A 25,505-nucleotide genomic window follows, 5' to 3' on the forward strand; every position below is an offset into this window, starting at 1 on the left:
CGCAGTATGAGGCTTGCCTTCATCATTAAAAAGCGAAGATAATCGAACAATTACTTCGCAAAAACAGAAGCGATGAACCATACGCCCCCGAATTTCCGCCACCTCTACTACTTTTGGGTAGTCGCCAAGGAGGGCAGCATCACGCGCGCGGCCGAGCGGCTGGGTCTTGCCATCCAGACCGTCAGCACCCAGCTGTCCCAGCTGGAGATGTCTCTTGGCAAATCCCTGTTCACCCAGCAGGGCCGGCGCCTGAACCTGACCGAGGCCGGGCGCCTGGCGCTCTCGTATGCCGACCAGATCTTCCTGCTGGGCGAGCAGATGCAGGAAGCCTTGAGCGAGTCCGACAGCGGCCGCACCCGGCTCACGGTCGGGATTTCCGATTCGCTGCCCAAGCTGACCGCCTACCGCCTGCTCGAGATCGCGACCCAGCTGCCGCGTCCGGTACGCATGGTGTGCTATGAGGGGGAATTCGACGAACTGCTGGCCGACCTGGCCCTGCACAAGCTGGACGTGGTGCTGACCGACCGCGCGGTGCGCTCGGGCACCACTCTGCGCGTGTTCAGCCACCTGCTGAGCGACAGCGAGACCATCGTGGCCGGCGCGCCCGGCCTGGCCGGGGCCTGGGGCGCGGATTTCCCGCGTTCGCTGAACGGCGCGCCCTTCCTGCTGCCGACCCGGAATAATGCCTTGCGCGGCAAGATCGACGAATGGTTCGAGCTCAGCGGCGTGCGGCCGGACGTGGTCGGCGAGTTCGAGGACAACGCCCTGCTCACCACCTTTGGCCGGCGCGGCCTCGGCCTGTTCTTCGCGCCCGCGGCGCTGGCCCAGGACATCGAGGAACAGTTCGGCGCCGTGCTGGTGGGCCGCGTGCCGCAAGTGCGCGAACACTTCTATGCCGTCTCGAACGAGCGCAAGATCAAGCACCCGGCGGTGGAAGCCATCCTCTCGGCCGTCCACAAAGGGGTTCTGGCTGGCACATGACGTTACAATGTTGGCGGCTATTGCCATTTTTTAATTTCACACTCTTCAATGCAAAACTTTCTTTTCGTCGTTCTTGCCCTGTTCCTGGTGGCGCTGAACGGCTTCTACGTGGCGGCGGAATTCAGCATCGTCACGCTGCGCAAGACCCGCGTGCGCGCCATCGCCAAGACCAGCGGCGTGCGCGGACGCATCCTCGGCAAGGTCCACGACAAGCTCGACGCCTACCTGTCCGCCTGCCAGCTCGGCATCACCCTAGCCTCGCTCGGCCTGGGCTGGGTCGGCGAGCCGGCCTTCGCCAGCCTGCTGGAACCGGTGTTCGCCATGCTGGGCGTGACTTCCCCCGAACTGATCCATGGCGTGTCCTTCGTGGTGGCCTTCTCGGTGATCTCCTTCCTCCACATCGTGGTGGGCGAACTGGCCCCGAAATCGCTGGCGATCCGGATTCCCGAAGTGGTGGCGCTGTGGTGCGCGATTCCCCTGTACGCATTCTATTGGGCCATGTACCCGGCGATCTGGCTGCTCAATGCCAGCGCCAACATGGTGCTGCGCATCGCCGGCCTGGCCGGCAGCGGCAGCCACGAGACCCATTATTCCACCGACGAGCTGAAGATGATCCTGCGCTCCAATACCAGCGCGCCGGGCGAGAAGTTCACGAATGACGAGCGCAACATCCTGGCCCAGTCGCTCGATTTCAGCCAGCTTGCGGTCTCCGACCTGATGCGCCCGATCAACGAGGTGAGCGCCCTGTACGCCAGCCGATCGCTCGAGGAAAACATGGAGACGGTGCGCCGTAATCGCTTCTCGCGCTACCCCTACTTCGACGAGGAGGGCGAGGAAGTGCTGGGCGTGATCCACCTGAAGGACCTGTTCTTCGCCCAGCAGGCCGGGCGCGTCATCACCGACCTGACCCAGCACCTGCGCCCGGTCGAGACGATCTCGGCGCGCACCCCGGCCCAGGACATCTTCCGCCGCTTCAGGAGCGGCGCCCCGCACTTCGCCCTGATCGGCGAGAAGGGCAAGCGCCCGGTCGGCTTCATCACGCTCGACAACCTGCTGGGCGCGATGGTGGGCGAGATCCGCGACGAGTTCCGGATGAACGAGAACGACTGGATGTCGCAGCCCGACGGCACGTTTATCGGCAAGGCCAGCCTGCCGATCTTCTCGCTCGAGCGCCTGCTCGGGATCGACATCGACAACGAGGAAATGGGCCTGGACGACGTCGAATCGGTGGGCGGCCTCCTGATGGCCAAGCTGGGCGACATCCCGAAACAGGGCCAGCGCATCGGCTTCCCGCACTTCGACGTGGTGGTCAAGAAGATGAACGGGCCACGCATCCTGCTGGTGAAGGTCTATCCGCACGTGCAGCGCGCCGACGTGGACGAGGAACACGACTGAGCAGTGCCGCGCTGCCGGCGGCGGCTCAGTCAGCGATCTCCACCTCGGCCTCGAGCCAGACGGTGGGCCTGGCGTTCAGCATCGACACGGCATTGGCGTTCAAGCTGAACGCCATCCGTTTCGGCGTGCCGCTGACCCGCACTTCCGCCATCGCGTCGGCCAGGGGCTGTGGGCCGCATATATCCGGACACAGCGGTTTGGCATCCGGTGGCACGACAGACACGCTGGCACGCGCATAGGTAGCGCGCCGCTTCGACACCGCTTTCGCTCCCCGGACGTCTACATCCAGTTTCCGTCCATTCCACGACATGCTGCAGCCCGGAATACGCCAGCCGTGCGCGTAGGCGCGCCTGCCATCGTCGGAATAGACGGGGATCCTGCCACTCACCTTGCATAGCTCGGTGATCCTGGCGACTATGCCATTCGTCGCTTCGATCAGCTGAACCGTTGCGGTCATCCTGGCGATGCGCAGCCTTGCAGGCTCGGGCGGCGGTGGCGGAATGGCGAGCGCTGGCGACGAGCCCAGCAGGAGCATGGTCGCCAGCAGCTGATTTCGTGAAATCCGTCGCTTCATCAGCATGCCGGTGCACCCCATACAGCGTAAAAGTCCGCGGAGCCATGCGCATCCTTCGCGTCCGTCGCTGGCCGCACCTGTCTCCATGGGCCCTGCGGACCATACCTTGCTACGATTGTCAAAGCGACGAACCTACCAAAACTCTGCCATCGACCCATTGCAGACCTTAGCGCAGGATTCGCCTGAACCGGCACGCGATTCAGTCCAATGATGCGCGAGGCTGATCATTCCGCAGGATAAAGTAGGCAATACTCAGAAATAGCACGCCAAACAAAAAGTGCAGACCGATGACGATCCAGAAAGCATTCGGCGAATCGATTCTGGAATACCAACTTTCCCCTATGCTGCCTTTTGTCGTGAACTCGATACGACCTGTCCAAAGACCTTCAAGCATGAACCACCACACAACAAATGCTGAGCCGATCGCAGAAAAACCCATGAATTTAATGAAAAACAAGCGTGTTACTCCTCTATTGCTTATGTCTTGGCAGGCCAGCTTCTGGCCGAATGCAGATATGCACTTATCGCCAATTTAACCTGTTATCAGCCGCTGTCGACGGATCATTTTGGGCCAACGCAAGCCGGCCATCCCAGTTGCGAGCCCTGTTCCTCATGCTCACCACGTGGTTGCCATGCTGCTTGCACAGGAAGTGAACCGCACGTTCTTCCTTCGTCTGCCTGTACGAAATCCCTGCTGTAATGGAGCGAATTCCGCTGCCACCACCACCCTGCAAGCTCTCGCCTCGTCACAAGCTCAACTTTCCTGGCAATCGAAACACATGGCCTGGCCCGCACAGGAAAGGATCGGGCTGCCGGCAGTTGGCCCAAGGGCAAGACTAGCGATACTGCGGCGGCTTCACGGTATCGATGTAGAGCACGCCATCATAATGGTGTGCCGGCACGAGCTGGACGGCCCTGACTCCCCATGACCTGGCCCCGAGGCTGGTGTTCAGCCAGGCGGCGTCCGGCTGCCCCTGCGGACGGGAGAAATCAATCAGGCTCATCTTGTAGCCGCCATTGGCGAGGAGCGCTTCGAACGAATCGGCCGCGGGAGGCAGGATCCCGTAGGTGCGGCGATTGTTGAAGGCGCCAGCGCCGCGTCCCATGTACAGGCCCAGCGTGTAAAGCTCGGAACGGCGCCGCTCCGCCAGCCAGGCGCCCATCGGTTTCCAGCTTTCGGCGTGCTCGGGGGCGTGGGCAATGTGCGCGTTGTGGGCCCACACGATCACTTTCTGCTTCGGATACAGTTTGTCGAGCACGAAGTCCAGGTTGTCGGCCATCGCGCGATCCCTCACCCCGTTGCCTTCCGCTGCCGGCACCATGCGCATGTGGACGAAGGCGATCCGCGAGCGCGCTTCCCGGATGGCGAGGTCGACCTGGTTGGGACGGTCCCCCAGGTGCGCCAGCAGGCGTGCGCGGTGCTGTTCCAGGGTGCGCAGCAAGCCTGTGTAGTAGGCAAGCAAGCCCTCCGCATTGTCCTTGTCGATCGTCTTCAGCTTGGCTTCATGCTGCAACAGGGCAGGCACGGCGGCCGGATCGACGATCTCGAGCATCGTGCGGAAGCGACCGCTGGTGGCGCCAGAGCCGCTGCTTGGCTGGTTATCGAAACCGGTAACACGCAGCGGACGCGAACTGGCCTGGGTCTTGCGTACATAATCGAACAGGGCCAGCACCTCGTCGGTGTGCCAGATAGCGAACAGGCAGGAGCGCATGGTCTTCTCCGGGCTTTCCGCCGCAGCCGCTGCGCCGGCAGCGTCGCAGTCCGTCATCGAACTTTCGAACGCAATCACGTCAAAGCCGAGCTTTTCGTGGAGGAATTTGATCAGCCGCACCTTCATCCAGTTGAACTCGGCGACGCCATGGCTGCTCTCGCCCAGCTGGACGATGCGTCGATCGCCGAGCAATGGTCCGAGGAAGGCAAGATCGGAGAAATCCTCGCTGAACAGGGAGCGGATCGGATGGCGATGTGCCAGCACGTCGCGACGCCAGTCGGGACGAACGCCCGGCACGGCCGCCGCCGGCAAGCGCAGCGCGTCGTCGTCCAGCAAGGCTTGCGGGAGCGCCGGCTGTGGCGGAACTTGCCCATCCCCGGGAACGGCAGGTGCCAGCTTGCCCTCTCCATTCGCCACCAGCTTCAGGTCGGAGAACCAGGCGCTGCCGCTTCCCGTCATCATGGCGCCAACCCGCACCGTTTCCGCGTTTGAAGCGACCGGCACGACGATCCTGAATGGGCGCCACTCGCTGTCCCCGCGCGCGCCCTCTTCCGCCGAATTCTTGTAGGCGACTACCTTGCCGTTCGCGCGCACGCTCGCGAACAAGCCGGCCCAGCCATCGTTGACCCCCTGGGACCGTATCCTTCCCGACAGCGTCAGCGTCCGGGCGCGCGCCGCGGCGACTGGCAGATCATGGTACATGGCCCCGAGCTGCCCGGCCGCCCGCCCCGCCGTTGCGCTCAGCTTCACGGCGCAGGGCGCCGGTGGCGCCGCATCGCACACCTGCTCAGCCAGATAGCCGTTCAGGCCCGTCTTCCACAACACCGGGCCGCCCTGCGCCTTGTCCCAGTCGCGCAGTTGCGGATTGGGGAGAGGAAGTTCCTGGGCGGCAGCCTGCAGCGTACCGGTCAGCAGGACTGCGGCGAGTGCATGGGTCAAGCGCGTGTTGGGCATGTGGTTCCTCGGAAGCCAAGCGTGAATGGCACGGTAGCTGACCTGTTAACGATGCTCAGCATAACAAGCGGCAACAGCCAAAAACATCGCAGATTGTCACGCAGGGTCGCAAGTGGACCGAGGTCACAAAGTTGTTGCGCTTGCAATATTCTTGACGCATACTCAGCGTTGAGGCATTCCCCACCGCAGCCCGACCGGGAGAGCGACGATGAGCATGCAAGTCCGCAACAGCAGCGCGATGGGCCGGGCCCGCCACGAGGGCCACGATCAGCACCATGGCCAGGCTGGCCGCAACGGCCACGACGGCCACGACGGCGACAAGTTGTATGAACATGCCCCTTGCGGCCTGCTGCTGGCCGATACCGATGGCCTGCTGCTGCGCGCCAACGGCACCGCCTGCGGCTGGCTCGGCTTCGCGCCATCCGAACTGGCCGGCATCGTGCGCATCCAGGACCTGATGACGGCTGGCGCGCGCCTGTTTCACTACACCCATTGCATGCCCGTGCTGGAGGGCCGCGGCTCGGTGGCGGAGCTGCAGATCGACCTGCGCCACCGCGACGGCACCCGCCTGCCGATGCTGGTGAACATCGTGCGCCGCCGCGAAGGCGGCCGGCTGCGCGACCAGTGGGCCCTGTTCATGGCCACCGAACGCCAGTCCTATGAACGCGAACTGCGCCATGCGCGCAAGCTGGCCGAGGAAGCGCTGGAAGCGCGGCGCGACGCCGAACGCCAGCTGCGGGACCTGAACGACGCCCTGTGCGCCGCCGACCGGCGCAAGGATGAATTCCTGGCCACCTTGTCGCACGAGCTGCGCAATCCGCTGGCGCCGCTGCGCAGCGCGCTCGAGGTGATGCGGCGCACGCCCGCGGCCGAGGGACCCAACGCACGCCTGCTGGGCGTGTTCGACCGCCAGCTGCACCACCTGACCCACCTGGTGGACGACCTGATGGAAGTCTCGCGCATCACCCAGGACAAGATGGAGCTGCGGCGCGAAGCCGTCGACCTGGCGGCCCTCGCGCGCGCCGCCGTGTGCGACACCGCGGGCCTGATGGAACAGGCGCAGCACAGCCTGGAACTGGCGCTGCCGGAACAGCCGGTCACGGTGGATGCCGACCCGACCCGCATCAACCAGGTACTGGTCAACCTGCTTACCAACGCCGCCAAGTACACGCCGCCGGGCGGGCGCATCGGGCTGTCGCTGATGGTCGAGGAAGATCGCGGCACCGGCGCGCACGCCGTCCTCGCGGTCAGCGACAACGGCATCGGCCTGCCGCCGCATGCGCTGGGCACGGTGTTCGACATGTTCTCGCAGCTGGAACCGGCGCTCAAGCGCGCGCGCGGCGGGCTCGGCATCGGGCTGTCGCTGGCGCGCGGCATCGTCGAGCTGCATGGCGGCAGCATCGCCGCCGACAGCGAAGGCGAAGGCCGGGGCAGCCGCTTCACGGTGCGCCTGCCGCTGGCGCAAGATGCAGCACGGGCGCGGGCACAGGCGGCGGCGCCAGCCTGGCCTGCGCCGGCGCGCATCCTGGTGGTGGACGACAATGCCGACGCCGCCGACATGCTCCTGATGGCGCTCGAGCAGTTCGGCTGCGAGGTACGCACCGCCAACAGCGCCGGCGCGGCGCTGGCGCTGGTGCAGGAGTTCGCTCCCGAGGTAGCCCTGCTCGATATCGGCCTGCCCGACCTGAACGGCTATGAACTGGCGCAGCGCCTGCGCGCGCTGGACGCCGGGCGCGGCATGCGCCTGATCGCGGCCACCGGCTGGGGCCAGGAAAAAGACCGCCAGCGCGCCTTCGATGCCGGCTTTGACCACCACCTCACCAAGCCGATCGACTTCGAACGCCTGCGCAGCGTGCTGGCGGCGCCACGGCCGTGACAATGCGTGAATCCTGGCGCCCTGCGCGCGTGCTATCGTCGGGTTTTATGTCGATATGGCCTCACCGATGCGTCCCTTCCCGCGCTTTATCCCTCCCTTGCCGGTCCAGCTGGCCTTCTTTGCCTTCGCCCTGACTTTCTCCACCGCGGCGCTCAAGACCTTCTCCTGGCTGGGCCAGGTCGCGCTGCCGATGTGGTTCTATGTGGCCGGCGGCTTCGCCAGCGTGCTAGTGTTCGGGCTGTTCTACAGCTTCATGTGGGGCATGATGAGCTGGCATGTGGAGGCGCAGGCACAGGACAACGGCGGCACACCCGTTTGATGGAGCGGACATGGATTACGACAACACCAACCCCTTTGCCAGGATCCTGGGCGGCGAACTGCCTTGCGTGAAGGTCTACGAAGACGCACTCACGCTCGCGATCATGGACATCATGCCGCAGGCGCCCGGTCACGTGCTGGTGTTGCCGAAGGAGCCGGCGGCCGAGCTGTTCGCGCTCTCCGACGAGGGCGCCGCGGCCTGCATCCGCACCACGAAGAAAGTCGCGGCGGCGGTCAAGGCCGCGCTGGGGGCGCCGGGCATCATGATTGCCCAGTTCAACGGCAGCGCGGCGGGACAGACCGTGCCGCATGTGCACTGCCACATTGTCCCGCGCGAGGCGGCGGCGGCGCTCAAGCCGCATGCGGCGGTGCACGCGGATGCCGCGGAGCTGCGCGCACTCGCCGCGCGCATCATCGCCGCCCTTCCCGCCTAGCCGCGCGGAGGCCGGCTCAGGGCCGCTCGCCAGGACGCAGGGTCAGCACCCGCACGCCATCCCGGGTGACCGCCACGGTGTGCTCGAACTGCGCCGACAGCTGGCCGTCGCAGGTCACCACCGTCCAGCCATCGGCTTCGGTGCGCACCGCGTGCCCGCCCTGGTTCAGCATCGGTTCGATCGTGAACGTCATCCCTTCGCGCAGCACGGGGCCGCTGCGCGCCTGGCCCCAGTGCAGCACCTGCGGCGGCTCGTGCATGGCGCGGCCGATGCCGTGTCCGCAGTAGTCCCTGACCACCGCATAGCCATGGCGGCGCGCGTGGCGCTCGATCGCGTGTCCGACTTCGCCCAGCCGGGCGCCGGGGCGCACGGCCCGGATGCCCTTCCACATGGCCTCGTAGCATACCTGCACCAGGCGCCTGGCCGCCGGCGCCACCGCGCCGACCAGGTAGGTCTTGCTGGAGTCGGCGATGTAGCCGTTCTTCTCCAGCGTGATGTCGAGGTTGATGATATCGCCGTCACGCACGGTCTCTCCCTCCGAGGGCACGCCGTGGCAGACGACCTGGTTGCGCGAACTGTTGAGGACATAGGCAAAGCCGTACTGGCCCTTGCTGGCCGGGCGGGCGCCGAGCGTGTCGACGATGAAGCGCTCGACCAGGTCGTTGATGGCCATGGTCGACATGCCGGCCAGGTCCAGGCCGTCCAGGTGGGTGAACACCGCCGCCAGCAGCCGGCCGGATTCGGCCATCAGCGCGATCTCCTCGGGCCGCTTGATCATGCCGCCGGCGCCTTGAGCGCCGCGGGCACGCCTCCCGCCATCCGGACCGCCTCGGGGACCACGCCCGCTTCCCGCAGTTCGCGCGTGACGATCTCGTTGAAACTGAGGGTCGGATTCATTTCGCACAGCATGCCGATCTTGATCCAGAACGCCGCCTGCCCGTTGATCGAGCGGCAGGATACCGAACTGGCCTTGCGGATGTGGTCGTGCACTTCTTCGTCGATATTAACGATGCCCATTCTATATACTCCATATATGATCCATATACAAAGTATATATCCACTGTCGTGCAGGACGCAAGCGGGCCATGCCGCCCCTGAAGCGGTAGCGCAAACGGCTCAGGGGTGCTTCAGGCGCCCGTGTCCTGGCGGATCACGCGGTCCGGCGTCCCGGTCCAGTCGGTCATCAGGGAGTAGCCCACGGCCAGCAGGGTCGGGCCGATGAACATGCCGACGAAGCCGAAGGCGATCACCCCGCCCAGCACGCCGAGCAAGGTGAGCAGGAAAGGCAGGCTGCTGCCGCGGCTGATCAGCATCGGACGCACGATGTTGTCGACGCCGCTGATCAATACCGCGCCCCAGATCACCATGAAGATCGCCCAGCCGGTTTCATGCTGCAGGAACAGCCAGAACGCCGCGCCGCCCCAGATGATGGGCGGGCCGACCGGGATCAGGGACGAGATGAACACCATCACCGACAGCAGCGGCACCGCCGGCACGCCGGCGATCGTGAAGCCGATCGCCGCCACCAGCGCCTGCGCCAGCGCGGTGCCGAGCAGGCCATACATCACGCCGCGCACGGTCTGGCCGACCGTGTTCGAGACCGATTCGGCATCCGCGCCCATCACCCGCTGCATCATCACCGTCACCACCTCGAGCAGGGCCTTGCCGTCGCGGTAGAAGAAGAAACTGACGAAGGCGGCCAGGCTGAGCTGGACCACGCCGGTGCCCAGCATCAGGCCGCCCGCCAGCAGGTAGCGGCGCGCCGGTTCCAGCATGCGCTGGGCCAGCGCGATCATCTCCTCGCGGCTGGCGACCAGCCGGCGCAGGTAGATATCGATGGAGTCGCCCACCAGCGGAATGTCGCGCACCCACGGCGGCGGCATCAGCGCGCGGTGTTCGATCGCCTGGCGCAGCTCGGTGAAGCCGCGCGCGACGTCATCGGCCAGGTTGTAGGCCACCATCGACAGCGGGATGATGATCAGCAGGGTGAGCGAGAGCGTCATGGTGAGCGCCGCCAGCGTGCGGTGGCCGCGCATGGCGTCCTGCAGGCGCAGGTACAGGGGCCAGGAAGAGATCACGACGCAGGCCGCGAACAGGATCGCGGCCAGGAAGGGCTTGAGGACGTAGAGGCAGCCCAGCGTCAGCAGGACGACGATGGCGATGCGGGTGTAGTTGCGGCCTGGGCGTGCTTCCATGCGGTCCCTGTCGAGTGGCGTTTTTGCCATCATAACAGCAGACCGGCCGGGCCGGGCCCGGCCTCAGAGCAGCTGGCGCAGGTCGGCGGCGATCGCCCCCGGTTCGGCTTCGTGGCGCACCAGCAGGCGCACCCTGCCCTCGCGGTCGAACACGTAGCTGCCCGTCATGTGGTCCACCGTGTAGTTCTTCGGGTCGTCGCCGGACGGACGCTTCTGGTAGAAGACCTTGAACTCCTTTGCCGTGCGGGCGGTGGCCTCCCCGTCGCCGTACAGGCCGATGAAGCCGGGGTCGAAAGCGGGCACGTAGGCGGCCAGCAGCTCCCGGGTGTCGCGTTCCGGGTCGAGGGTGACGAACAGCACCTGCACGTCCTTCGCCGCCGGGCCGAGATCCTTCATCACGGCCGCCATCTTGGCCATCGTGGTCGGACACACGTCCGGGCATTGGGTGTAGCCGAAGAACAGCACCACCAGCTTGCCGCGGAAGTCCTGCAGCGTGCGCGGCTTGCCCGTGTGGTCGGTCAGCGCAAAGCCCTTGGCGTACTCGAGGCCGGTGATGTCGGTGCTGTGGAAAGCGGGCGTCCTGGTGGTCAGTTTGTCGCAGCCGGCGGCAAGGACAGCCGCCGCCAGCATCAGCGCACTCAGCAGTTTTTTCATGGCTTAGAACTTGAAGTAATGGTCCACCAACAATGCGGCGAACAGCAGCGACAGGTAGACGATCGACCAGGCAAAAGCCTTGCGCGCGGCCAGGTCGCTGTAGTGCTTATGCACACGCCAGGAGTGGCGCAGGAAGACCGCGTTGAGCGCCACCGCCGCCGCCAGGTAGATCAGGCCGCTCATGCCGACGGCGAAGGGCAGCAGGGTGGTGGCCGCCAGCGCGATGGTATACAGCCAGACCTGCAGGCCCGTGTAGGCCATGCCGTGGGTGATCGGCAGCATCGGCAGGCCGGAACGGGCGTAATCCTCGCGCCGGTACATGGCCAGCACCCAGAAGTGCGGCGGGGTCCAGACGAAGATGATCAGGACCAGCAGCCAGGCCTGCATCGGCACCTCGCCCGCCACCGCGGCCCAGCCCAGGGCCGGCGGCATGGCGCCGGACAGGCCGCCGATCACGATGTTCTGCGGCGTGGCCGGCTTGAGCAGCATGGTGTAGATGAAGGCATAGCCGACGAAGGTGACGAAGGTCAGCCACATGGTGAGCGGATTGACGAAGGCATACAGTACATACATGCCGAGGCCGCCGATGACGGTCGAGAACACGATCGTCTGGGTGCTGGTGAGCTCGCCCCGCGCGGTGGCGCGGCGCGCGGTGCGCGCCATGCGCGCGTCGATCTGCGCCTCGACCAGGCAGTTCACGGCGAAGGCGGCGCCGGCCAGCAGCCAGATGCCGACCGTGCCAGCGACCAGCACCCGCCAGCCCGGGAAACCGTCGGTCGCCAGGAACATCCCGATGACCGCGCAGAACACGGCCAGCTGCGTGACCCGGGGCTTGGTCAGGCTCCAGTACTGGGCGGCGCGGCTCGGCGGTTTATGGAGGGCGGTCTGGGTCGTCATCGATGGGGGACTGGCTGGCTCGGAACGCGGCAGCGCCGCGGCGGGCGGAAACGCGGCGGGCCTCATGCTGCGGGCCGCGCTGCGCGGTTCACGTCAAGTTGCTGTTTCACCCGATAGTTTAACATGGTCACCAGCAGGACCAGCAGCGCCGCCCCGGCGTTATGCATTACAGCAATAGCGAGCGGGAAATCGAGATAGACGGTGGCGATCCCCGTCAGCAGCTGCACCCCCAGCACGATGGCGAGCCAGCGCGCATGTTTGGCCAGGTAGGCATGGCGCCCTGCACGCCACACCAGCAGCCCCACGACCGCCACCACGACCAGGGCGGCATTGCGGTGCACCCAGTGGATCGCGACCAGGGCCGAGAACGGCAGGTAATGCCCGGCCGCCGTCTTGCCCAGTTCGCGCCACAGGTGGAATCCGTGCTCGAAATCCATTTCCGGCACCACGCGGCCGTCGCACAAGGGGAACTCGTCACAAGCCAGGGTAGCGTAGTTAGTGCTCACCCATCCTCCCAGCGCGATCTGCAGCGTGATCACCGCCGCGGCCAGGATGGCCAGGCGGCGCACCGCGCGCAGGCGCGCGTCGCCGCCATCCGAGGCGGCCGAGGGCGGCGGCGGATGCATCAGGAAATCTTCGCGCCCGCCCAGCCAGGTCAAGAGGGCCAGCAGACCCATGCCCAGCAGCAGGTGGATGGTGACGATCACCGGCTGCAGCTTGAGGGTGACGGTCCAGGCGCCGAAGGCGCCCTGGATGCAGACGAACACGAACAGGGCCAGCGGGATGCCCGGCTTGAAGGCCTGCATCCTGGTCTTGCGCCACTGGACGATGGCGGTGACCAGCAGGGCCATGATGATCACGCCGATGCCCATCGCCAGGTAGCGGTGGATCATCTCGATCCAGGCTTTGGCGACGGTCACCGGGCCGGTCGGCATCGCCGCCTCGGCCGCGGCGATCTGCTCGTGCGCCAGGAAGGGATTGGCCATGCCGTAGCAGCCCGGCCAGTCCGGGCAGCCGAGGCCGGAATCGGTCAGGCGGGTGAAGCCGCCGAACACGATCAGGTCGAAGGTCAGGAACACGGCGACCCAGACCAGCTTGCGGAACTTGTTCGGATCCGAGGACATCCACACCATCGAGAGCGGCAGGATGGCCACCAGCAGGCCCATCAGGCCCAGTTGCAGCAGGGAAGACGCTTGCATTGTCCAGTCCGCCTTCAGCCGATCGCCGATGCCTTGAGCAGCTTGGCGATGTCCTTGTATACCTTGCGCACGTCCGGATCGGCCGGGAAGCGCATCATCAGGTTGCCCAGCGGGTCGATCAGGTAGATGTGCTGCTCGGGCGTGCCGCCCGCTTCCACCGGCAGCCAGGCCTTGACGCTGTCCTGCGGCGCGCGCAGCAGGCGCATGCCGTCGTAGTTGCGGATCGTCATCGTGTCGAGCGGACGCGCATCGGTCACCAGCCAGACCCGCTCGATGCGGTCCATGTTCTTGCCCTGCATCAGGCGCCACTGGCGCATCGCGAACAGCTGCTTCTGGCAGGCCTCCAGGCATTCGCCGCCGCCGACCTTCAGCATGATCCATTTGCCGGCGTACTGCTGCAGCGTCTCGGGACGGCCGTCGAGGGTGGTGCTGGCCATCGCCGGGATCGGCCGGGTGCGCGGGTCGATCAGGGTGCCGTAGTTGGTGCGCCCTTCCGGCTTGATGACGTAATAGGTCAGGTAGGACAGGATGATTGGCGCCGCGCACACCAGCAGCACGGCCAGCAGTTTCCAGCGGCCCGAGCGCCGCGCTTTCATCTGGTCGCTAGCCGGGGCGGCGGCCGGATCAGGGCCCGGCATCGCCTGTTGCATGGTGTGCTTCACGTTTTCCTGCTTTAGCTTGTTTTGATCCACGTCGGAATCCTGTGATTACAAAGAAGAGCACGGCCATGGCCGCCAGCGCATACCACTGGAAGGCGTAGCCGCGGTGCTTGTCGATGCCGCTCGCCGGCGAGGGCCAGGTGCGCAACAGGCGCACCTCGGGCCCGTCCGTCTGGTCCGGGCTGGTCTGCTGCACATAAAAGTTCTGCAGCAGCATGCCGGTGGCCGCGGCGGCGGCGGCGGTGTCGATGTTCTGGACGATGGCGCCCGGCGCCAGCGGCGCCGGCCGGCCCAGGTCCATCACCTGGCCGGCCGAGGCCACCACGGTCCCTTCGATCGTGATGTCGCCGGCGGGCGTGTCGAACGCCGGCAGCTTGCCGTATTCCGCGGCGCGTGGCAACCACCCGCGCAGCACCAGCACGGAAACGGCCGAGTCCGCGACCTTGAAAGGCATGACGAGATAATAGCCGGCGCGGCCGGCCATCGGACGGTTGGCCAGGAACAGGGGCCAGTCGGCGACGAAGCGTCCGGTGAGGCGCACGCGGCGGTAGGCGAGCGCGTCGGCCAGGGGCGCCGTGGCGCCGGCGATGGCGCTGTGCAGGCTCACCGGGGGCTGGCTGGCGCGCGCGGCCAGCCGTTCCTGGATGGCGAGCTTGGCGGCGGCCCTGCCCTGTTGCCAGTTACCCAGCGCAATGCCCAGCGTAGCGAGAAGGCATGCGGCGATGAAGGGAATCAGGCGAAAATGGAAACGGAACCGCATTACAATGCAACCTTCACCTTGACCGGGCCGACCATGAAACTGTTTGTTGCGATTGCCTTCATCCTGATCCTGGCCAGCCTGGCCTCGGCCCTGTTCTTCCTGATGCGCGACAAGGGCCAGAGCAACCGGACCGTGCATGCGCTGGCGATGCGGGTCGGCCTGTCGATCACCCTGTTCCTGTGCCTGCTGGCCGCCTACAAGATGGGGTGGATCGCCCCCACCGGTCTCCGCTGAGCGCTCCGCCCACCCTGCTTACAGCCAGTACACGACCACGTACAGCCCCAACCACACGACGTCGACGAAGTGCCAGTACCAGGCCGCGCCTTCGAAGCCGAAGTGGTTGTCCGCCGTGAAGTGGCCCTTGAGCACACGGTACAGTATCACCGACAGCATGATCGCGCCCATGGTCACGTGGAAGCCGTGGAAGCCGGTCAGCATGAAGAAGGTCGAGCCGTAGATGCCCGAGGTCAGCTTCAGGTTCAGTTCCTGGTAGGCGTGCATGTACTCGTACACCTGGAAGCCCATGAAGACCGCGCCCAGCAGGATGGTGGCGGCCAGCCAGAAGGCGGTCTTGCCACGCTGGCCGAGGCGCAGCGCGTGGTGCGAGATGGTGAGGGTCACGCCCGACATCAGCAGCAGCGCGGTGTTGATGGTCGGGATCGGGAACGGCCCCATGGTCTGGAAGCTGTCCACCACGCCGGCCGGGCCGGTGTTGCCCCAGGTCGGCGCGAAGTCCGGCCACAGGATCTTGTGGTCGAGGTCGGCCAGCCAGGGCATGCTCACCGCGCGGGCGTAGAACAGCGCGCCGAAGAAGGCGCCGAAGAACATCACTTCCGAGAAGATGAACCAGCTCATCGACCAGCGGTAGGAAACATCGATCCGCTTGCCGTACATGCCCGACTCGGATTCGCCGATGGCGTCGCCGAACCAGAAATACAGCACCAGCAGGGTGGCGGCGATGCCGGCCAGGCACACGGCCGGTCCCCAGGGGGCGCTGTTGACCCAGCCCGAGGCGCCGGCCATGGTCACGAGCAGCGAAAGGCCGGCGAACATCGGCCAGCGCGATGGGCCCGGCACGAAATAATAGGGCGCGGTATGTGGCGAACTCATTTTCATCTCCTCAATCTACTCTTTGAATTTTTGGGTGATTCGTGTGTCGCTGAAACTTGTTAAGGCCTTGCTCGCCTGCCGGCTTACTGCGCCACCGCGAAGCGCACGACCAGCAGCAGCAGGCCGATGAACAGGGCCGCCCCGAGCAGGCCGGCGATGATCACGTGCACCGGGTTCAGCCTGGCCGCGTCCTGCTCATAGTCGCGGCGCTTGCGCACGCCGAAGAAGGACCAGAACACGGCCTTCATCGTGGCCAGGAAGCTGGGCGGCCGCTTGTGCACCTGCTGCTGCGGTTGGTCCGCCATCTACCGTACCTTCCCTGCGCCGGCCGCCGCGGTCTGCACCGCTGCGCCGATCTCGAAGAAGGTGTACGAGAGCGTGATGTTCTTCACCTCGCGCGGCAGCGCCGGGTCGATGAAGAACACCACCGGCATCTGGCGCGCCTCGTTGGCCTGCAGGGTCTGCTCCTGGAAGCAGAAGCATTCCACCTTCTTGAAATGCGGCGTCACGCTATGCGGCGCATAGCTCGGGATGGCCTGCGCCTTGATCGCCCTGCCCTGCTTGTTGACTACCTCGTAGGTGACCGTGACCAGCTCGCCCGGATGCACGGTGATGCTGCGCTGGGTCGGCCGGAAGCGCCACGGCCCCTGGGAATTGCCATCGAGCTCGACGACGATGCTGCGCGTCTGGTCGACCTGCGAGTTCACGGGCGCGGCGACGAAGTCGCCCTTCTGGGTCAGCACGTTGATGCCGAGTACCTCGCAGATCTGGCGGTACACCGGCACCAGCGCATAGCCGAAGCCGAACATCGCCACCGCCACCACCACCAGCTTGCCCAGGGTGGAGCGGTTCAGGCGGCGAACACGCTGGCTGATCGAGGCCATCTCAGCTCAGCCAGGTGAACTTGACGAACACGCTGGCGAAGAAGACCAGCGCGATCCCGCCCAGCACCAGGGCCGTCTTCAGGTTGCTCTTCTTCTGTGCCTGGGTAGCCATGATTTATTTCACCAGCGGCGGGGTTTCGAAGGTGTGGAAAGGCGCCGGGCTCGGCACGGTCCACTCCAGGCCTTCCGCGCCTTCCCATGGCTTGGCTTCCGCTTTCTTGCCGCCACGGATGGTCGGCAGGATCACGAAGAACAGGAAGTAGGCCTGGGTCAGGCCGAAGCCGAAGGCGCCGATCGACACGATCATGTTGAAGTCGGTGAACTGGGTGGCATAGTCCGCATAGCGGCGCGGCATGCCGGCCAGGCCCAGGAAGTGCATCGGGAAGAAGGTGATGTTGAAGGTGATGAGCGAGGCCCAGAAGTGGACCTTGCCGCGGAATTCCGGATACATGTGGCCGGTCCACTTCGGCGCCCAGTAGTAGAAGCCCGCGAACAGGGCGAACAGCGAACCCGCCACCAGCACGTAGTGGAAGTGCGCGACGACATAATAGGTGTCGTGGACGATGATGTCGATCGGGGTCACCGCCAGGATCAGGCCGGTGAAGCCGCCCATGGTGAAGACAAAGATGAAGCCGACCGCGAACAGCATCGGGGTCTCGAACGTCATCGAGCCCTTCCACATGGTGGCGACCCAGTTGAACACCTTCACGCCGGTCGGCACCGAGATCAGCATGGTGGCGTACATGAAGAACAGCTGCGCGGTCACCGGCATGCCGGTGGTGAACATGTGGTGGGCCCAGACGATGAAGGACAGGATCGCGATCGAGGCGGTCGCGTACACCATCGAGGCGTAGCCGAACAGCGGTTTGCGGGCAAAGGCCGGGATGATCTGCGAGACGATGCCGAAGGCCGGCAGGATCATGATGTAGACCTCGGGATGGCCGAAGAACCAGAAGATGTGCTGGTACATCACCGGGTCGCCGCCGCCGGCCGCGTTGAAGAACGAGGTGCCGAAGTGGCGGTCGGTCAGGGTCATGGTGATCGCGCCCGCCAGCACCGGCATCACGGCGATCAGCAGGAAGGCGGTGATCAGCCAGGTCCAGCAGAACATCGGCATCTTCATCAGGGTCATGCCCGGCGCGCGCATGTTCAGGATGGTGACGATGATGTTGATCGAGCCCATGATCGACGAGGCGCCCATGATGTGCATGGCGAAGATCGCCATGTCCATGCCCGGGCCCATCTGGGTCGACAGCGGCGCATACAAAGTCCAGCCGGCGGCAGTGGCGCCGCCCGGCGAGAAGAACGAACCCGCGAGCAGGATCGCAGCCGGCGGCAGCAGCCAGAACGAGAAGTTGTTCATGCGCGCGAAGGCCATGTCGGAAGCGCCCACCTGCAGCGGGATCATCCAGTTCGCGAAGCCGACGAAGGCCGGCATGATCGCGCCGAACACCATCACCAGGCCGTGCATGGTGGTCAGCTGGTTGAAGAACTCGGGACGGAAGAACTGCAGGCCCGGCTGGTACAGCTCGGTACGGATCATCAGCGCCAGCACGCCGCCCGAGAGCAGCATGATGAACGAGAACCACAGGTACAGGGTACCGATGTCCTTGTGGTTGGTGGCGAACAGCCAGCGGCGGTAGCCGTGCGGATGGTCGTGCGCATGATCGTGAGCGTGGTCGTGGCCGTCGTGTGCGTGATCGATGGTACTGGTAGTCATGGCGATTTCCCTGAAGCTAGATAGCTATATCACTTGCTGCGCGCGGCCAGCACTTCTGCCGGTTGCACGATGTTTTCCGCGGCCTTGTTCGACCAGGTGTTGCGGGTATAGGTGATCACGGCGGCGATCTCGGTATCCGACAGCTGCTTCCAGCCCGGCATCGCCGACGGGTAGGCCGGGGTGTCCTGGCCGTTGAGCAGCACCTCGACCTGATGCGCCTTGGCGCCCTGCACCACCTGCGAGCCGTCCAGCGGAGCAAAGGCGTTCGGGATGCCCTTGCCATTGGCCTGGTGGCAGGCCACGCAGTTGGCGGCATACACCTGCTCGCCGCGGGTCTTCAGTTCATCGATGGTCCAGACCTTGTTCGGGTCGTCGGCCAGGGCGGCCATTTCCTTCTTCTTGGTATCGACCCAGGCGGTGTATTCGGCATCGGTGACGACGCGCACCACGATCGGCATGAAGGCGTGGTCCTTGCCGCACAGTTCGACGCAGTTGCCGCGGTAGACGCCGACCTTGTTGGCCGTGAACCAGCCGTCGCGCACGAAGCCGGGGATGGCATCCTGCTTGATGGCGAAGGCCGGGATGGTCCAGGCGTGGATCACGTCGTTGGCGGTGAACACCATGCGGATCTTCTTGCCGACCGGGACCACCATCTCGTTGTCGACTTCCATCAGGTAGTTCTCGGTCTTCTTTTCGGTGGCTTCCTGGCCCGGCAGGCCGATCTGGGCGCGCGGGGTGGCCAGGTTCGACAGGAAGGAGATGCCCTCGCCTTCGCCGGTCAGGTAGTCGTAGCCCCATTTCCACTGCATGCCGGTGGCCTTGATGGTGATGTCGGCGTTCGAGGTGTCCTTCAGCGCGATCACGGCCTTGGTGGCCGGGAAGGCCATGATGATGACGATCAGGAAGGGAACGACGGTCCACGCGATCTCGACCGCGGTGGATTCGTGGAAGGTGGCGGGCTTGTGGCCGAGCGACTTGCGGTGCTTGAACACCGAATAGAACATGACGCCGAATACGCCGATGAAGATCGCCAGGCAGACCAGCATCATGCCGTTGTGCAGGCCGTAGATGTCAGCGCCGAGGGCGTTGACCGGGGTCTGCATGTTCAACTGGTGTTCGACCGGCCGGCCCGTGATTTCCGGAGCCGCCCATGCCGGGATGCCGGCCGTTGCTGCGAGGCCGAACATCCAGGCCCCAAGTCGCGATGCGTATGTCATGTTGTCCCCAACCACCCAAAATAAAAATATTTTTAACGGTCGGCCGCTCCATGAACGAACTGCCGCCGCTCCGAAACATATTTCGCAGAACGGTTCATACCTGCACCGCGAAATTGCGCTGCGGAAACGGTGGGGAACCTGCACGTCCACTACGCTAGCGCGATGCTAGCGGCTGCGGACGGCTCTGCTAATGCTGCAATTCAATTCTATTTTTGCGCCTGGACTGCTGCTTTTTTCAGCGTTTTTCTCGTGCAGGCGACAAAAATAGCCACTGATTATAAACAAATCAGTAATTTTTATTCAAGGAAAATCGGGCGCCATTGTTGCCGCAAGTTATTAAGGCTTGCGGGGCTGGAAACGCACGATCGCCTCCCCTGCCGCTGTCGTGCGCGGCGCCGGACGGAAGGCATGGCCATAGATGACTTCGAAGCTCAGGCCGAGCTTGCCGTCGGGACGGCGCTGGGCCTCGAAGGCGTCCAGCACGCGTTGCCAGGCTGCCCGTCCGACCAGGCCGCGGCGGCGGGTGGCCAGCGGATTGCCACCCAGTGCGCGCACGTCGGCCAGCAGGCTGGCTGCGCTGTCGTAGGTGACCGTGATGCGTTCCATGTCCATTACCGGGGTCGAAAAACCGGCCTCCACCAGCTGGTCGCCGAAGTCGTGCATGTCGACGAAGGGCAAGGTATGCGGGCCCTCGTCGAGCGCGGCGAAGGCCGTGCGCAGCTCGGCGAAGGTGTCCGGACCGAAACAGGAAAACATCAGCAGGCCGTCGACCCGCAGCACGCGGCGCCACTCGGCGAACACGCGGTCGGGCTGCGGGTGCCAGTGCAGCGCCAGGTTCGACCACAGCAGATCGAGCGCGTTCGGTCCGAAGGGGAGATTGCCGAAGTCGCCGCACAGCAGGTCGACGCCGGCCTTGGCCGGCAGCAGGCGGCTGAGCATCTGGTTCAGCGAGCGGGTGGCCGGCGCCGGCGCCCGCGCGGCGGCCGCCATGGCCGGCGCGGCGTCGATGCCCAGGATCTGGGCGGCCGGATAGGTTTTCTGCAGCAGGGCCAGGTCGGCCCCGGCGCCGCAGCCGGCGTCGAGCACCTGTTTCGGGACGATTTTCACCAGCTGCAGGCGCTCGTGCATGCGGGCGGCGATCTCGCGGCGCAGGAAGTCGGAAGGCGCGACGCGGGCGGGTTGGGCGAACAGGGCCTGGACGCGCGCCGGGTCGATCGGTGCGCTCATCCGGGAGGGTTGTGGTGAAGCCATGGTGGTCGGGCTGACAAATGAGATAATGGCGGCAGTGTACATGCTTGCGCCGAACTTGCCCGGAGCCGAGCCGATGTCCCTGCCGCAACTCTCGCAACTGTCGCTGCGGCACTGGCCGCGCACCTGGCTCGGCGCCCTGCTCCCCTGCAGCTGCGTGCTGTGCGGCGCGCTGGGCGACGCGGCCGTGTGTGCGCCCTGTACCGCGGCGTATGTGCTGGACGGTCGCAGCCGCTGCCCCTGCTGCGCGAATCCGCTCGGCGTGAAGACGCTCGGCGTGAAGACGTTCGGCGTGAATCCGCCCGGCGCGCCGGAAGACGCACGCCGCTGCGGGGCTTGCCTGGCCGCGCCGCCCGCGTTTGACGCCACCGTGGCCGCCTGCGACTATGCCGACCCGGTCGACCGCCTGGTGCTGCAGCTGAAGTTCGGCGCGCGCCTGGCGCTGGCGCCCTGGATGGCGCGCCGCCTGCACGATGCGCTGCTGGCCCGCCCCGGCCTGGCCCTGCCAGACCTGCTGTGCCCGGTGCCGCTGGGGCCGCGCCGCCTGGTCGAGCGCGGCTACAACCAGGCGCTCGAGATCGCGCGGCCGCTGGCACGGACGCTGGGAAGCGCGCTGGCGCCGCGGCTGCTGGCGCGGCCGCAGGATACGGCGGCCCAGTCCGGCATGGCGCCCGGCGAACGGCGCCGCAACGTGCGCGGCGCCTTTGCCCTCGCGGGCAGCCCGGACGCGCTGGCGGGACGGCACGTCGGCCTGGTCGACGACGTCATGAGCAGCGGCCACACACTCGATGAACTGGCCGGCGTGCTCAAGCGCGCCGGCGCGGCGCGCGTGACGAACCTGGTGTTCGCGCGCACGCCGCCCCACTGAACCCGAAGGAGAACCACTTGTTCCACGTCGTCCTGGTCGAACCGGAAATCCCGCCGAATACCGGCAACGTCATCCGCCTGTGCGCCAATACCGGGGTGCAGCTGCACCTGGTCGAGCCGCTCGGCTTCCCGCTCGACGACGCCAAGATGCGGCGCGCCGGCCTGGACTACCACGACTACGCCACCATGAAGGTGCACAAGGACTGGGACGCCTTCCTGGCGGATACCCGCCCCGATCCGGCGCGCATGTTCGCGCTCACCACCCACGGCTCCGCGCCGTTCGCCCAGGCGGGCTTCCGGCCGGGCGACGTGTTCGTGTTCGGCGCCGAGTCGCGCGGCCTGGACCCGGCGCTGCGCGAAAGCTTCCCGCCGGCCCAGCGCATCCGCCTGCCGATGATGCCGGACAACCGCAGCCTGAACCTGTCCAACACGGTGGCGGTGGTGGTCTACGAGGCCTGGCGCCAGAACGGCTACGCCGGCGGTGCATAGGCATGGCACGCCAGACCGGCGTGGCTGGACCGGGCCCGGCAGGGATGCGTATAATCCCCAGCCGAACTCCCTATTGACACTCGAATGATGCAAGCCAGCCATCCGACCGGCGCATGAAAGCGGTCCTCCATCCCGCCCGGGCCGTCGTGCTCGCTTTCCTGGCGGCGATCCTGAGCGGCACCCTGCTGCTGATGCTGCCTGCAGCGCAGGCGTCGGGCGCAGCCGCGCCGTGGAGCGTGGCCCTGTTCACCGCGGTCTCCGCGGTCTGCGTGACCGGCCTGGCCGTGGTGGATACAGGCACCTACTGGTCCTCCTTCGGGCAGGTTACGATCATGCTGCTATTCCAGTTGGGCGGATTCGGCCTGATGACAGCCGCCACCCTGCTTGGACTGATGGTCAACCGTTCGCCGCGGCTGCGTACCCGCCTGATGACCCAGACCGAGACGCATACCATCGGACTGGGCGACGTCTCGAGCGTCGCCAAGGTCGTGTTCGTCGTGACGGCGCTGTCCCAGCTGGTCCTGTTCATCGTCCTGACGCTCAGGCTGCGCCTCGGTCATGGCGTCGACTGGCGCGACGCCGCCTGGAGCGGCCTTTTTCACGCGGCCTCGGCGTTCAACAATGCCGGCTTCTCGATCCACGCGGACGGCCTGACGCGCTACGCCGGCGATGCGCTGATCCTGGCGCCGGTCATGTGCGCCATCGTCGTCGGGGGCATCGGTTTCCCGGTATTGCACGACCTGCGCCTGCGCCTGCGCGACCCGCGCCACTGGTCCCTGCACACCAAGCTGACCCTGACCGGGACGCTGCTGCTGGTGGCGGGTGGCTTTGCCGCCCTGTCCCTGCTCGAATGGAACAATCCGCGCACGCTGGGTCCAATGCCACTCGCGGACAAGCTGCTGAACGGCCTGTTCATGTCGGTCTCGGCGCGCACCGCCGGCTTCAATGCACTGGACATCGGCGCGCTGACGCAGGAATCCTGGGCCGTCCATTACCTCCTGATGTTCATCGGCGGCGGCAGCGCCGGTACGGCCGGGGGCGTCAAGGTAGCGACTGTCGGCGTCCTGCTCCTGCTGGTGCTGGCCGAAGCGCGCGGCCACAGCGATACCGAGGCATTCGGACGGCGCGTCGGCGCGTCGGCGCAGCGACAGGCCATCACGGTCCTGGTACTGGGAAGTATCATCGTGGCGCTGTCCACCGTGATCCTGCTGCGCATGACCCGGCTGCCGACCGACCAGGTCATCTTCGAAGTCATCTCGGCCTTCAGCAGTACCGGGCTATCGACCGGCATTACGGCCAGCCTGCCGGTGGGCGGGCAGCTACTGCTGGTCATGCTCATGTTCATCGGCCGCGTCGGCCTCATCACGTTCGCAACCTCGCTCGTCCTGGGCGAGCGGCGCATGCCTTACCGCTATCCTGAGGAGCATCCAATTGTTGGGTAGGATTTTTACAGAGCAGTTTGCCTTTTCGGCGAGCGACAGCGTCGTCGTCATTGGACTGGGACGCTTTGGCGGCTCGGTCGCGCAATCCCTGATCCGCCTCGGGCACGACGTCATGGGCATCGACCAGCGCGAAGACCTGGTGCAGTTCTTTGGCGACCGTCTGACCCATGCGGTGCAGGCCGATTCGACCAACGAGAGTGTGATGCTGCAGCTGGGCGTGGCCGACTTTTCCCATGCCATCGTGGCGATCGGTTCCGACCTCGCCGCCAGCCTGATGACCCTGATGGTGTTGACCGAGCTCGGCATCAAGGACATCTGGGTCAAGGCGCAGACACCGGAACACGGCCAGATCGCCCAGCGCATCGGCGCCCACCACGTGATCTTCCCGGAAGCTGATATGGGTGCACGGGTGGCGCACCTGATCACGGGACGCATGATGGACTTCATCGAGTTCGAGGATGGCTTTGCGATCGCCAAGATCCACGCCCCGGCCGAAACCCATCACCAGGCCCTGGCCGACTCGCAGGTGCGCTCGCGCCACGGGGTGACGGTGGTGGGCGTGAAGCGCGCCAACCAGGATTTCCAGCATGCCCAGCCGGAAACCCATATCCTGCCGGCCGACCTGCTGATCGTCTCCGGTCCCACCAAGAAAATCGAGCTGTTCGCCTCGGGCGGGCGCAAGCGCAAATAAGCGCAACTGAGCGCAAAAAAAGCGGCCAGGCACGCCCGCGCGTGCCTGGCCGTCTTCGTATCTCCTGTCTTACAGCGCCGGGATCAGGACCTTGTCGACCACGTGGATCACGCCATTGCTGGCGCGTACGTCAACGGCCGTGATGCGGGCCGCGATCGCGGTGGTGTCGCGGATGGTCGGCGGGGTGCCGGCATTGATCACGATGTTCTGGCCGGCCACGGTCGCCACCGGGCTGCCGAACGGGATCTGGGTCGACAGCACCTGGCCGCTCACCACGTGGTAGGTCAGCACGGTGCGCAGCTGGGCCGGGGTGAGGCCCTGCGGGGCCGCGGCAAAGGCGGCATTGGTCGGCGCGAACACCGTGAACGGCCCGGCGCCGCTCAGCGTGCCCTGCAGGTTGGCGGCAACCACCGCGCTCACCAGCGAGCTGAACTGCGGATTGGCCTGCGCCATCTGCACCACGTTCAGCACGCCGGGCGGCACCAGCACCTTGTCGACCACGTGGATCACGCCATTGCTGGCGGCGACGTTGGCGGTGCTCACGGTGGCGGTGGTGAGGGCGGCGTCGGTGATCTTCACGCCGCTGCTGAAGTCGAAGTTCAGGCGCGCCGGCGCGCCCGCGAAGCTGTAGGCGGTGGGCTGCGTGGCGCCGCCCGTGCTCAGGTCGGCCGCCAGCTTGCGCCCGCTCACCACGTGGTAGGTGAGGATGCTCTGCAGCGCGCTGGCCGGCAGCGCCGTCACCATCGCGTTGGCGTCGGCGAAGCCGAGCCGCGTGGCCAGGTCGTTGAAGGCCTGGTTGGTCGGCGCGAACACGGTCAGCTGGGCGTTCGGATCGGTGAGCGTGCCGGCGATGCCGGCCTTGGTCACCGCCGCCTGCAGCGCAGTAAAGCCCTGCTCGCTGGCGACTTCGGCCAGGTTCTTCTGCGCCGCCATCGGCGGCATGTCGTCGTCATCGTCGCCGCCACAGCCGGCCAGGGTGGTGGACAGGGCCAGCACCGCCAGGCCCATTTTCAGGAAATTCCGGATCTTCATGAAAGTTCTCCGCATCGGTTTAACATCGGTTCACGGCGCGCGCAAGCGAAGATAATGAACCGCTTTGGCCGGTTCAATGCTGCAGGAGCGCTCAAGGAAAACGGGTGCCGGTGCTGGCAGGGAAAACCGCCATGACGGCAACAATTCCAACGTGATCGACTATAAATGCGCGGCCGGGGCGCACGAATGGCGCCCCG

At 65.9% G+C, this 25,505-nt stretch carries 29 protein-coding genes; 10 read left to right on the forward strand and 19 right to left on the reverse strand.

What is annotated here, in order from left to right; genetic code table 11:
* The first annotated feature begins 72 nt into the window (after positions 1-72).
* Both LCI23_RS09055 and LCI23_RS09060 read left to right on the forward strand, forming a co-directional pair.
* Complete coding sequence (locus tag LCI23_RS09055; protein WP_224946135.1) at positions 73-981, forward strand: LysR family transcriptional regulator; 909 nt, start codon at positions 73-75, stop codon at positions 979-981.
* 48 nt (positions 982-1,029) lie between these two features.
* Positions 1,030-2,376 carry a hemolysin family protein gene (locus tag LCI23_RS09060; RefSeq protein ID WP_224946136.1) on the forward strand — a complete coding sequence of 449 codons (1,347 nt, stop codon included), beginning with the start codon at positions 1,030-1,032 and terminating at the stop codon, positions 2,374-2,376.
* Between the two features lie 25 nt (positions 2,377-2,401).
* On the opposite strand, the gene LCI23_RS09065 is transcribed toward LCI23_RS09060, so the two are convergent.
* The 3 genes from LCI23_RS09065 to LCI23_RS09075 form a co-directional block, all read right to left on the reverse strand.
* Positions 2,402-2,956 (reverse strand): hypothetical protein, encoded by a 555-nt coding sequence (locus LCI23_RS09065; RefSeq protein WP_224946137.1) that lies wholly within the window; start codon positions 2,954-2,956, stop codon positions 2,402-2,404.
* A gap of 193 nt (positions 2,957-3,149) precedes the next feature.
* The gene (locus tag LCI23_RS09070; protein WP_224946138.1) at positions 3,150-3,407 is read right to left on the reverse strand and encodes a hypothetical protein; all 258 of its coding nucleotides are present in this window, start codon (positions 3,405-3,407) and stop codon (positions 3,150-3,152) included.
* Positions 3,408-3,786: 379 nt separating this feature from the next.
* Positions 3,787-5,616, reverse strand: coding sequence for an erythromycin esterase family protein (locus tag LCI23_RS09075; RefSeq protein WP_224946139.1), 1,830 nt, complete (start codon positions 5,614-5,616; stop codon positions 3,787-3,789).
* A gap of 208 nt (positions 5,617-5,824) precedes the next feature.
* Here LCI23_RS09075 and LCI23_RS09080 point away from each other — a divergent pair, with 208 nt between their 5' ends.
* The 3 genes from LCI23_RS09080 (at position 5,825) to LCI23_RS09090 (ending at position 8,244) form a co-directional block, all read left to right on the forward strand.
* Positions 5,825-7,492: an ATP-binding protein gene (locus LCI23_RS09080; protein ID WP_224946140.1), complete on the forward strand. Its 1,668-nt coding sequence runs from the start codon at positions 5,825-5,827 to the stop codon at positions 7,490-7,492.
* A 67-nt stretch (positions 7,493-7,559) separates the two neighbouring features.
* Complete coding sequence (locus tag LCI23_RS09085) at positions 7,560-7,811, forward strand: hypothetical protein (protein WP_224946141.1); 252 nt, start codon at positions 7,560-7,562, stop codon at positions 7,809-7,811.
* 10 nt (positions 7,812-7,821) lie between these two features.
* Positions 7,822-8,244, forward strand: coding sequence for an HIT family protein (locus tag LCI23_RS09090; protein WP_224946142.1), 423 nt, complete (start codon positions 7,822-7,824; stop codon positions 8,242-8,244).
* A gap of 16 nt (positions 8,245-8,260) precedes the next feature.
* Here LCI23_RS09090 and map read toward each other — a convergent pair whose 3' ends face one another.
* The 8 genes from map to LCI23_RS09130 form a co-directional block, all read right to left on the reverse strand.
* Positions 8,261-9,022: a type I methionyl aminopeptidase gene (map, locus tag LCI23_RS09095; protein ID WP_224946143.1), complete on the reverse strand. Its 762-nt coding sequence runs from the start codon at positions 9,020-9,022 to the stop codon at positions 8,261-8,263.
* A complete protein-coding gene (locus LCI23_RS09100; RefSeq protein ID WP_224946144.1) occupies positions 9,019-9,261 on the reverse strand; it encodes a ParD-like family protein in 243 nt (80 codons plus the stop codon). The genes map and LCI23_RS09100 overlap by 4 nt, the downstream gene beginning before the upstream one ends.
* A gap of 110 nt (positions 9,262-9,371) precedes the next feature.
* Positions 9,372-10,439: an AI-2E family transporter gene (locus tag LCI23_RS09105; protein WP_224946145.1), complete on the reverse strand. Its 1,068-nt coding sequence runs from the start codon at positions 10,437-10,439 to the stop codon at positions 9,372-9,374.
* A gap of 63 nt (positions 10,440-10,502) precedes the next feature.
* Entirely contained in the window at positions 10,503-11,093 is a 591-nt protein-coding gene (locus tag LCI23_RS09110; RefSeq protein WP_224946146.1) for an SCO family protein, read from the reverse strand.
* A 3-nt stretch (positions 11,094-11,096) separates the two neighbouring features.
* A complete protein-coding gene (cyoE, locus tag LCI23_RS09115) occupies positions 11,097-11,990 on the reverse strand; it encodes a heme o synthase (protein WP_224946147.1) in 894 nt (297 codons plus the stop codon).
* Positions 11,991-12,052: 62 nt separating this feature from the next.
* Positions 12,053-13,189: a heme A synthase gene (locus LCI23_RS09120; RefSeq protein ID WP_224946148.1), complete on the reverse strand. Its 1,137-nt coding sequence runs from the start codon at positions 13,187-13,189 to the stop codon at positions 12,053-12,055.
* Between the two features lie 14 nt (positions 13,190-13,203).
* Positions 13,204-13,827, reverse strand: a complete 624-nt coding sequence (locus LCI23_RS09125; RefSeq protein WP_224946319.1) for a cytochrome C oxidase subunit I — start codon at positions 13,825-13,827, stop codon at positions 13,204-13,206.
* Positions 13,814-14,608, reverse strand: coding sequence for an SURF1 family protein (locus LCI23_RS09130; RefSeq protein ID WP_224946149.1), 795 nt, complete (start codon positions 14,606-14,608; stop codon positions 13,814-13,816). Before LCI23_RS09130 ends, LCI23_RS09125 begins: the two co-directional genes overlap by 14 nt.
* Before the next feature lie 33 nt (positions 14,609-14,641).
* Between LCI23_RS09130 and LCI23_RS09135 the strand changes: the two genes are divergently transcribed.
* Positions 14,642-14,842, forward strand: coding sequence for a twin transmembrane helix small protein (locus tag LCI23_RS09135; RefSeq protein WP_224946150.1), 201 nt, complete (start codon positions 14,642-14,644; stop codon positions 14,840-14,842).
* 18 nt (positions 14,843-14,860) lie between these two features.
* Here LCI23_RS09135 and LCI23_RS09140 read toward each other — a convergent pair whose 3' ends face one another.
* The 7 genes from LCI23_RS09140 to LCI23_RS09170 form a co-directional block, all read right to left on the reverse strand.
* Positions 14,861-15,718, reverse strand: coding sequence for a cytochrome c oxidase subunit 3 (locus LCI23_RS09140; protein WP_224946151.1), 858 nt, complete (start codon positions 15,716-15,718; stop codon positions 14,861-14,863).
* Positions 15,719-15,801: 83 nt separating this feature from the next.
* A complete protein-coding gene (locus tag LCI23_RS09145) occupies positions 15,802-16,023 on the reverse strand; it encodes a DUF2970 domain-containing protein (protein WP_224946152.1) in 222 nt (73 codons plus the stop codon).
* Positions 16,024-16,602, reverse strand: a complete 579-nt coding sequence (locus tag LCI23_RS09150) for a cytochrome c oxidase assembly protein (RefSeq protein WP_224946153.1) — start codon at positions 16,600-16,602, stop codon at positions 16,024-16,026.
* Position 16,603: 1 nt separating this feature from the next.
* The gene (locus LCI23_RS09155; protein WP_224946154.1) at positions 16,604-16,714 is read right to left on the reverse strand and encodes a cytochrome oxidase small assembly protein; all 111 of its coding nucleotides are present in this window, start codon (positions 16,712-16,714) and stop codon (positions 16,604-16,606) included.
* A 3-nt stretch (positions 16,715-16,717) separates the two neighbouring features.
* Positions 16,718-18,322 (reverse strand): cytochrome c oxidase subunit I, encoded by a 1,605-nt coding sequence (gene ctaD, locus LCI23_RS09160; RefSeq protein ID WP_224946155.1) that lies wholly within the window; start codon positions 18,320-18,322, stop codon positions 16,718-16,720.
* 29 nt (positions 18,323-18,351) lie between these two features.
* Positions 18,352-19,539, reverse strand: a complete 1,188-nt coding sequence (coxB, locus tag LCI23_RS09165; RefSeq protein ID WP_224946156.1) for a cytochrome c oxidase subunit II — start codon at positions 19,537-19,539, stop codon at positions 18,352-18,354.
* A 336-nt stretch (positions 19,540-19,875) separates the two neighbouring features.
* Positions 19,876-20,766, reverse strand: coding sequence for a methyltransferase domain-containing protein (locus tag LCI23_RS09170; protein WP_224946157.1), 891 nt, complete (start codon positions 20,764-20,766; stop codon positions 19,876-19,878).
* Positions 20,767-20,863: 97 nt separating this feature from the next.
* Here LCI23_RS09170 and LCI23_RS09175 point away from each other — a divergent pair, with 97 nt between their 5' ends.
* The 4 genes from LCI23_RS09175 to LCI23_RS09190 all read left to right on the forward strand — a co-directional run bounded on the left by LCI23_RS09175 (position 20,864) and on the right by LCI23_RS09190 (position 24,276).
* Positions 20,864-21,655 carry a ComF family protein gene (locus LCI23_RS09175; RefSeq protein ID WP_224946158.1) on the forward strand — a complete coding sequence of 264 codons (792 nt, stop codon included), beginning with the start codon at positions 20,864-20,866 and terminating at the stop codon, positions 21,653-21,655.
* 17 nt (positions 21,656-21,672) lie between these two features.
* Positions 21,673-22,143: a tRNA (uridine(34)/cytosine(34)/5-carboxymethylaminomethyluridine(34)-2'-O)-methyltransferase TrmL gene (gene trmL, locus LCI23_RS09180; RefSeq protein WP_224946159.1), complete on the forward strand. Its 471-nt coding sequence runs from the start codon at positions 21,673-21,675 to the stop codon at positions 22,141-22,143.
* A 113-nt stretch (positions 22,144-22,256) separates the two neighbouring features.
* Positions 22,257-23,585, forward strand: a complete 1,329-nt coding sequence (locus LCI23_RS09185) for a TrkH family potassium uptake protein (protein WP_224946160.1) — start codon at positions 22,257-22,259, stop codon at positions 23,583-23,585.
* The gene (locus LCI23_RS09190; RefSeq protein ID WP_224946161.1) at positions 23,575-24,276 is read left to right on the forward strand and encodes a TrkA family potassium uptake protein; all 702 of its coding nucleotides are present in this window, start codon (positions 23,575-23,577) and stop codon (positions 24,274-24,276) included. The genes LCI23_RS09185 and LCI23_RS09190 overlap by 11 nt, the downstream gene beginning before the upstream one ends.
* 69 nt (positions 24,277-24,345) lie before the next feature.
* Here LCI23_RS09190 and LCI23_RS09195 read toward each other — a convergent pair whose 3' ends face one another.
* The gene (locus tag LCI23_RS09195; protein WP_224946162.1) at positions 24,346-25,308 is read right to left on the reverse strand and encodes a fasciclin domain-containing protein; all 963 of its coding nucleotides are present in this window, start codon (positions 25,306-25,308) and stop codon (positions 24,346-24,348) included.
* Positions 25,309-25,505: the final 197 nt, after the last annotated feature.

This window comes from Massilia sp. MS-15 (genome assembly GCF_020176695.1).
Taxonomy (GTDB): Bacteria; Pseudomonadota; Gammaproteobacteria; order Burkholderiales; family Burkholderiaceae_D; genus Telluria; species Telluria hydrophila.

What these genes read in the sequence shown, in the direction of transcription:
- LCI23_RS09055 (WP_224946135.1), top strand. Translation starts at nt 73, where the DNA reads ATGAACCATACGCCCCCGAATTTCCGCCACCTCTACTACTTTTGGGTA.
- LCI23_RS09060 (WP_224946136.1), top strand. Translation starts at nt 1,030, where the DNA reads ATGCAAAACTTTCTTTTCGTCGTTCTTGCCCTGTTCCTGGTGGCGCTG.
- LCI23_RS09065 (WP_224946137.1), bottom strand. Translation starts at nt 2,956, where the DNA reads ATGCTGATGAAGCGACGGATTTCACGAAATCAGCTGCTGGCGACCATG.
- LCI23_RS09075 (WP_224946139.1), bottom strand. Translation starts at nt 5,616, where the DNA reads ATGCCCAACACGCGCTTGACCCATGCACTCGCCGCAGTCCTGCTGACC.
- LCI23_RS09080 (WP_224946140.1), top strand. Translation starts at nt 5,825, where the DNA reads ATGAGCATGCAAGTCCGCAACAGCAGCGCGATGGGCCGGGCCCGCCAC.
- LCI23_RS09085 (WP_224946141.1), top strand. Translation starts at nt 7,560, where the DNA reads ATGCGTCCCTTCCCGCGCTTTATCCCTCCCTTGCCGGTCCAGCTGGCC.
- LCI23_RS09090 (WP_224946142.1), top strand. Translation starts at nt 7,822, where the DNA reads ATGGATTACGACAACACCAACCCCTTTGCCAGGATCCTGGGCGGCGAA.
- map (WP_224946143.1), bottom strand. Translation starts at nt 9,022, where the DNA reads ATGATCAAGCGGCCCGAGGAGATCGCGCTGATGGCCGAATCCGGCCGG.
- LCI23_RS09100 (WP_224946144.1), bottom strand. Translation starts at nt 9,261, where the DNA reads ATGGGCATCGTTAATATCGACGAAGAAGTGCACGACCACATCCGCAAG.
- LCI23_RS09105 (WP_224946145.1), bottom strand. Translation starts at nt 10,439, where the DNA reads ATGGAAGCACGCCCAGGCCGCAACTACACCCGCATCGCCATCGTCGTC.
- LCI23_RS09110 (WP_224946146.1), bottom strand. Translation starts at nt 11,093, where the DNA reads ATGAAAAAACTGCTGAGTGCGCTGATGCTGGCGGCGGCTGTCCTTGCC.
- cyoE (WP_224946147.1), bottom strand. Translation starts at nt 11,990, where the DNA reads ATGACGACCCAGACCGCCCTCCATAAACCGCCGAGCCGCGCCGCCCAG.
- LCI23_RS09120 (WP_224946148.1), bottom strand. Translation starts at nt 13,189, where the DNA reads ATGCAAGCGTCTTCCCTGCTGCAACTGGGCCTGATGGGCCTGCTGGTG.
- LCI23_RS09125 (WP_224946319.1), bottom strand. Translation starts at nt 13,827, where the DNA reads ATGCCGGGCCCTGATCCGGCCGCCGCCCCGGCTAGCGACCAGATGAAA.
- LCI23_RS09130 (WP_224946149.1), bottom strand. Translation starts at nt 14,608, where the DNA reads ATGCGGTTCCGTTTCCATTTTCGCCTGATTCCCTTCATCGCCGCATGC.
- LCI23_RS09135 (WP_224946150.1), top strand. Translation starts at nt 14,642, where the DNA reads ATGAAACTGTTTGTTGCGATTGCCTTCATCCTGATCCTGGCCAGCCTG.
- LCI23_RS09140 (WP_224946151.1), bottom strand. Translation starts at nt 15,718, where the DNA reads ATGAGTTCGCCACATACCGCGCCCTATTATTTCGTGCCGGGCCCATCG.
- LCI23_RS09145 (WP_224946152.1), bottom strand. Translation starts at nt 16,023, where the DNA reads ATGGCGGACCAACCGCAGCAGCAGGTGCACAAGCGGCCGCCCAGCTTC.
- LCI23_RS09150 (WP_224946153.1), bottom strand. Translation starts at nt 16,602, where the DNA reads ATGGCCTCGATCAGCCAGCGTGTTCGCCGCCTGAACCGCTCCACCCTG.
- LCI23_RS09155 (WP_224946154.1), bottom strand. Translation starts at nt 16,714, where the DNA reads ATGGCTACCCAGGCACAGAAGAAGAGCAACCTGAAGACGGCCCTGGTG.
- ctaD (WP_224946155.1), bottom strand. Translation starts at nt 18,322, where the DNA reads ATGACTACCAGTACCATCGATCACGCACACGACGGCCACGACCACGCT.
- coxB (WP_224946156.1), bottom strand. Translation starts at nt 19,539, where the DNA reads ATGACATACGCATCGCGACTTGGGGCCTGGATGTTCGGCCTCGCAGCA.
- LCI23_RS09170 (WP_224946157.1), bottom strand. Translation starts at nt 20,766, where the DNA reads ATGAGCGCACCGATCGACCCGGCGCGCGTCCAGGCCCTGTTCGCCCAA.
- LCI23_RS09175 (WP_224946158.1), top strand. Translation starts at nt 20,864, where the DNA reads ATGTCCCTGCCGCAACTCTCGCAACTGTCGCTGCGGCACTGGCCGCGC.
- LCI23_RS09185 (WP_224946160.1), top strand. Translation starts at nt 22,257, where the DNA reads ATGAAAGCGGTCCTCCATCCCGCCCGGGCCGTCGTGCTCGCTTTCCTG.
- LCI23_RS09195 (WP_224946162.1), bottom strand. Translation starts at nt 25,308, where the DNA reads ATGAAGATCCGGAATTTCCTGAAAATGGGCCTGGCGGTGCTGGCCCTG.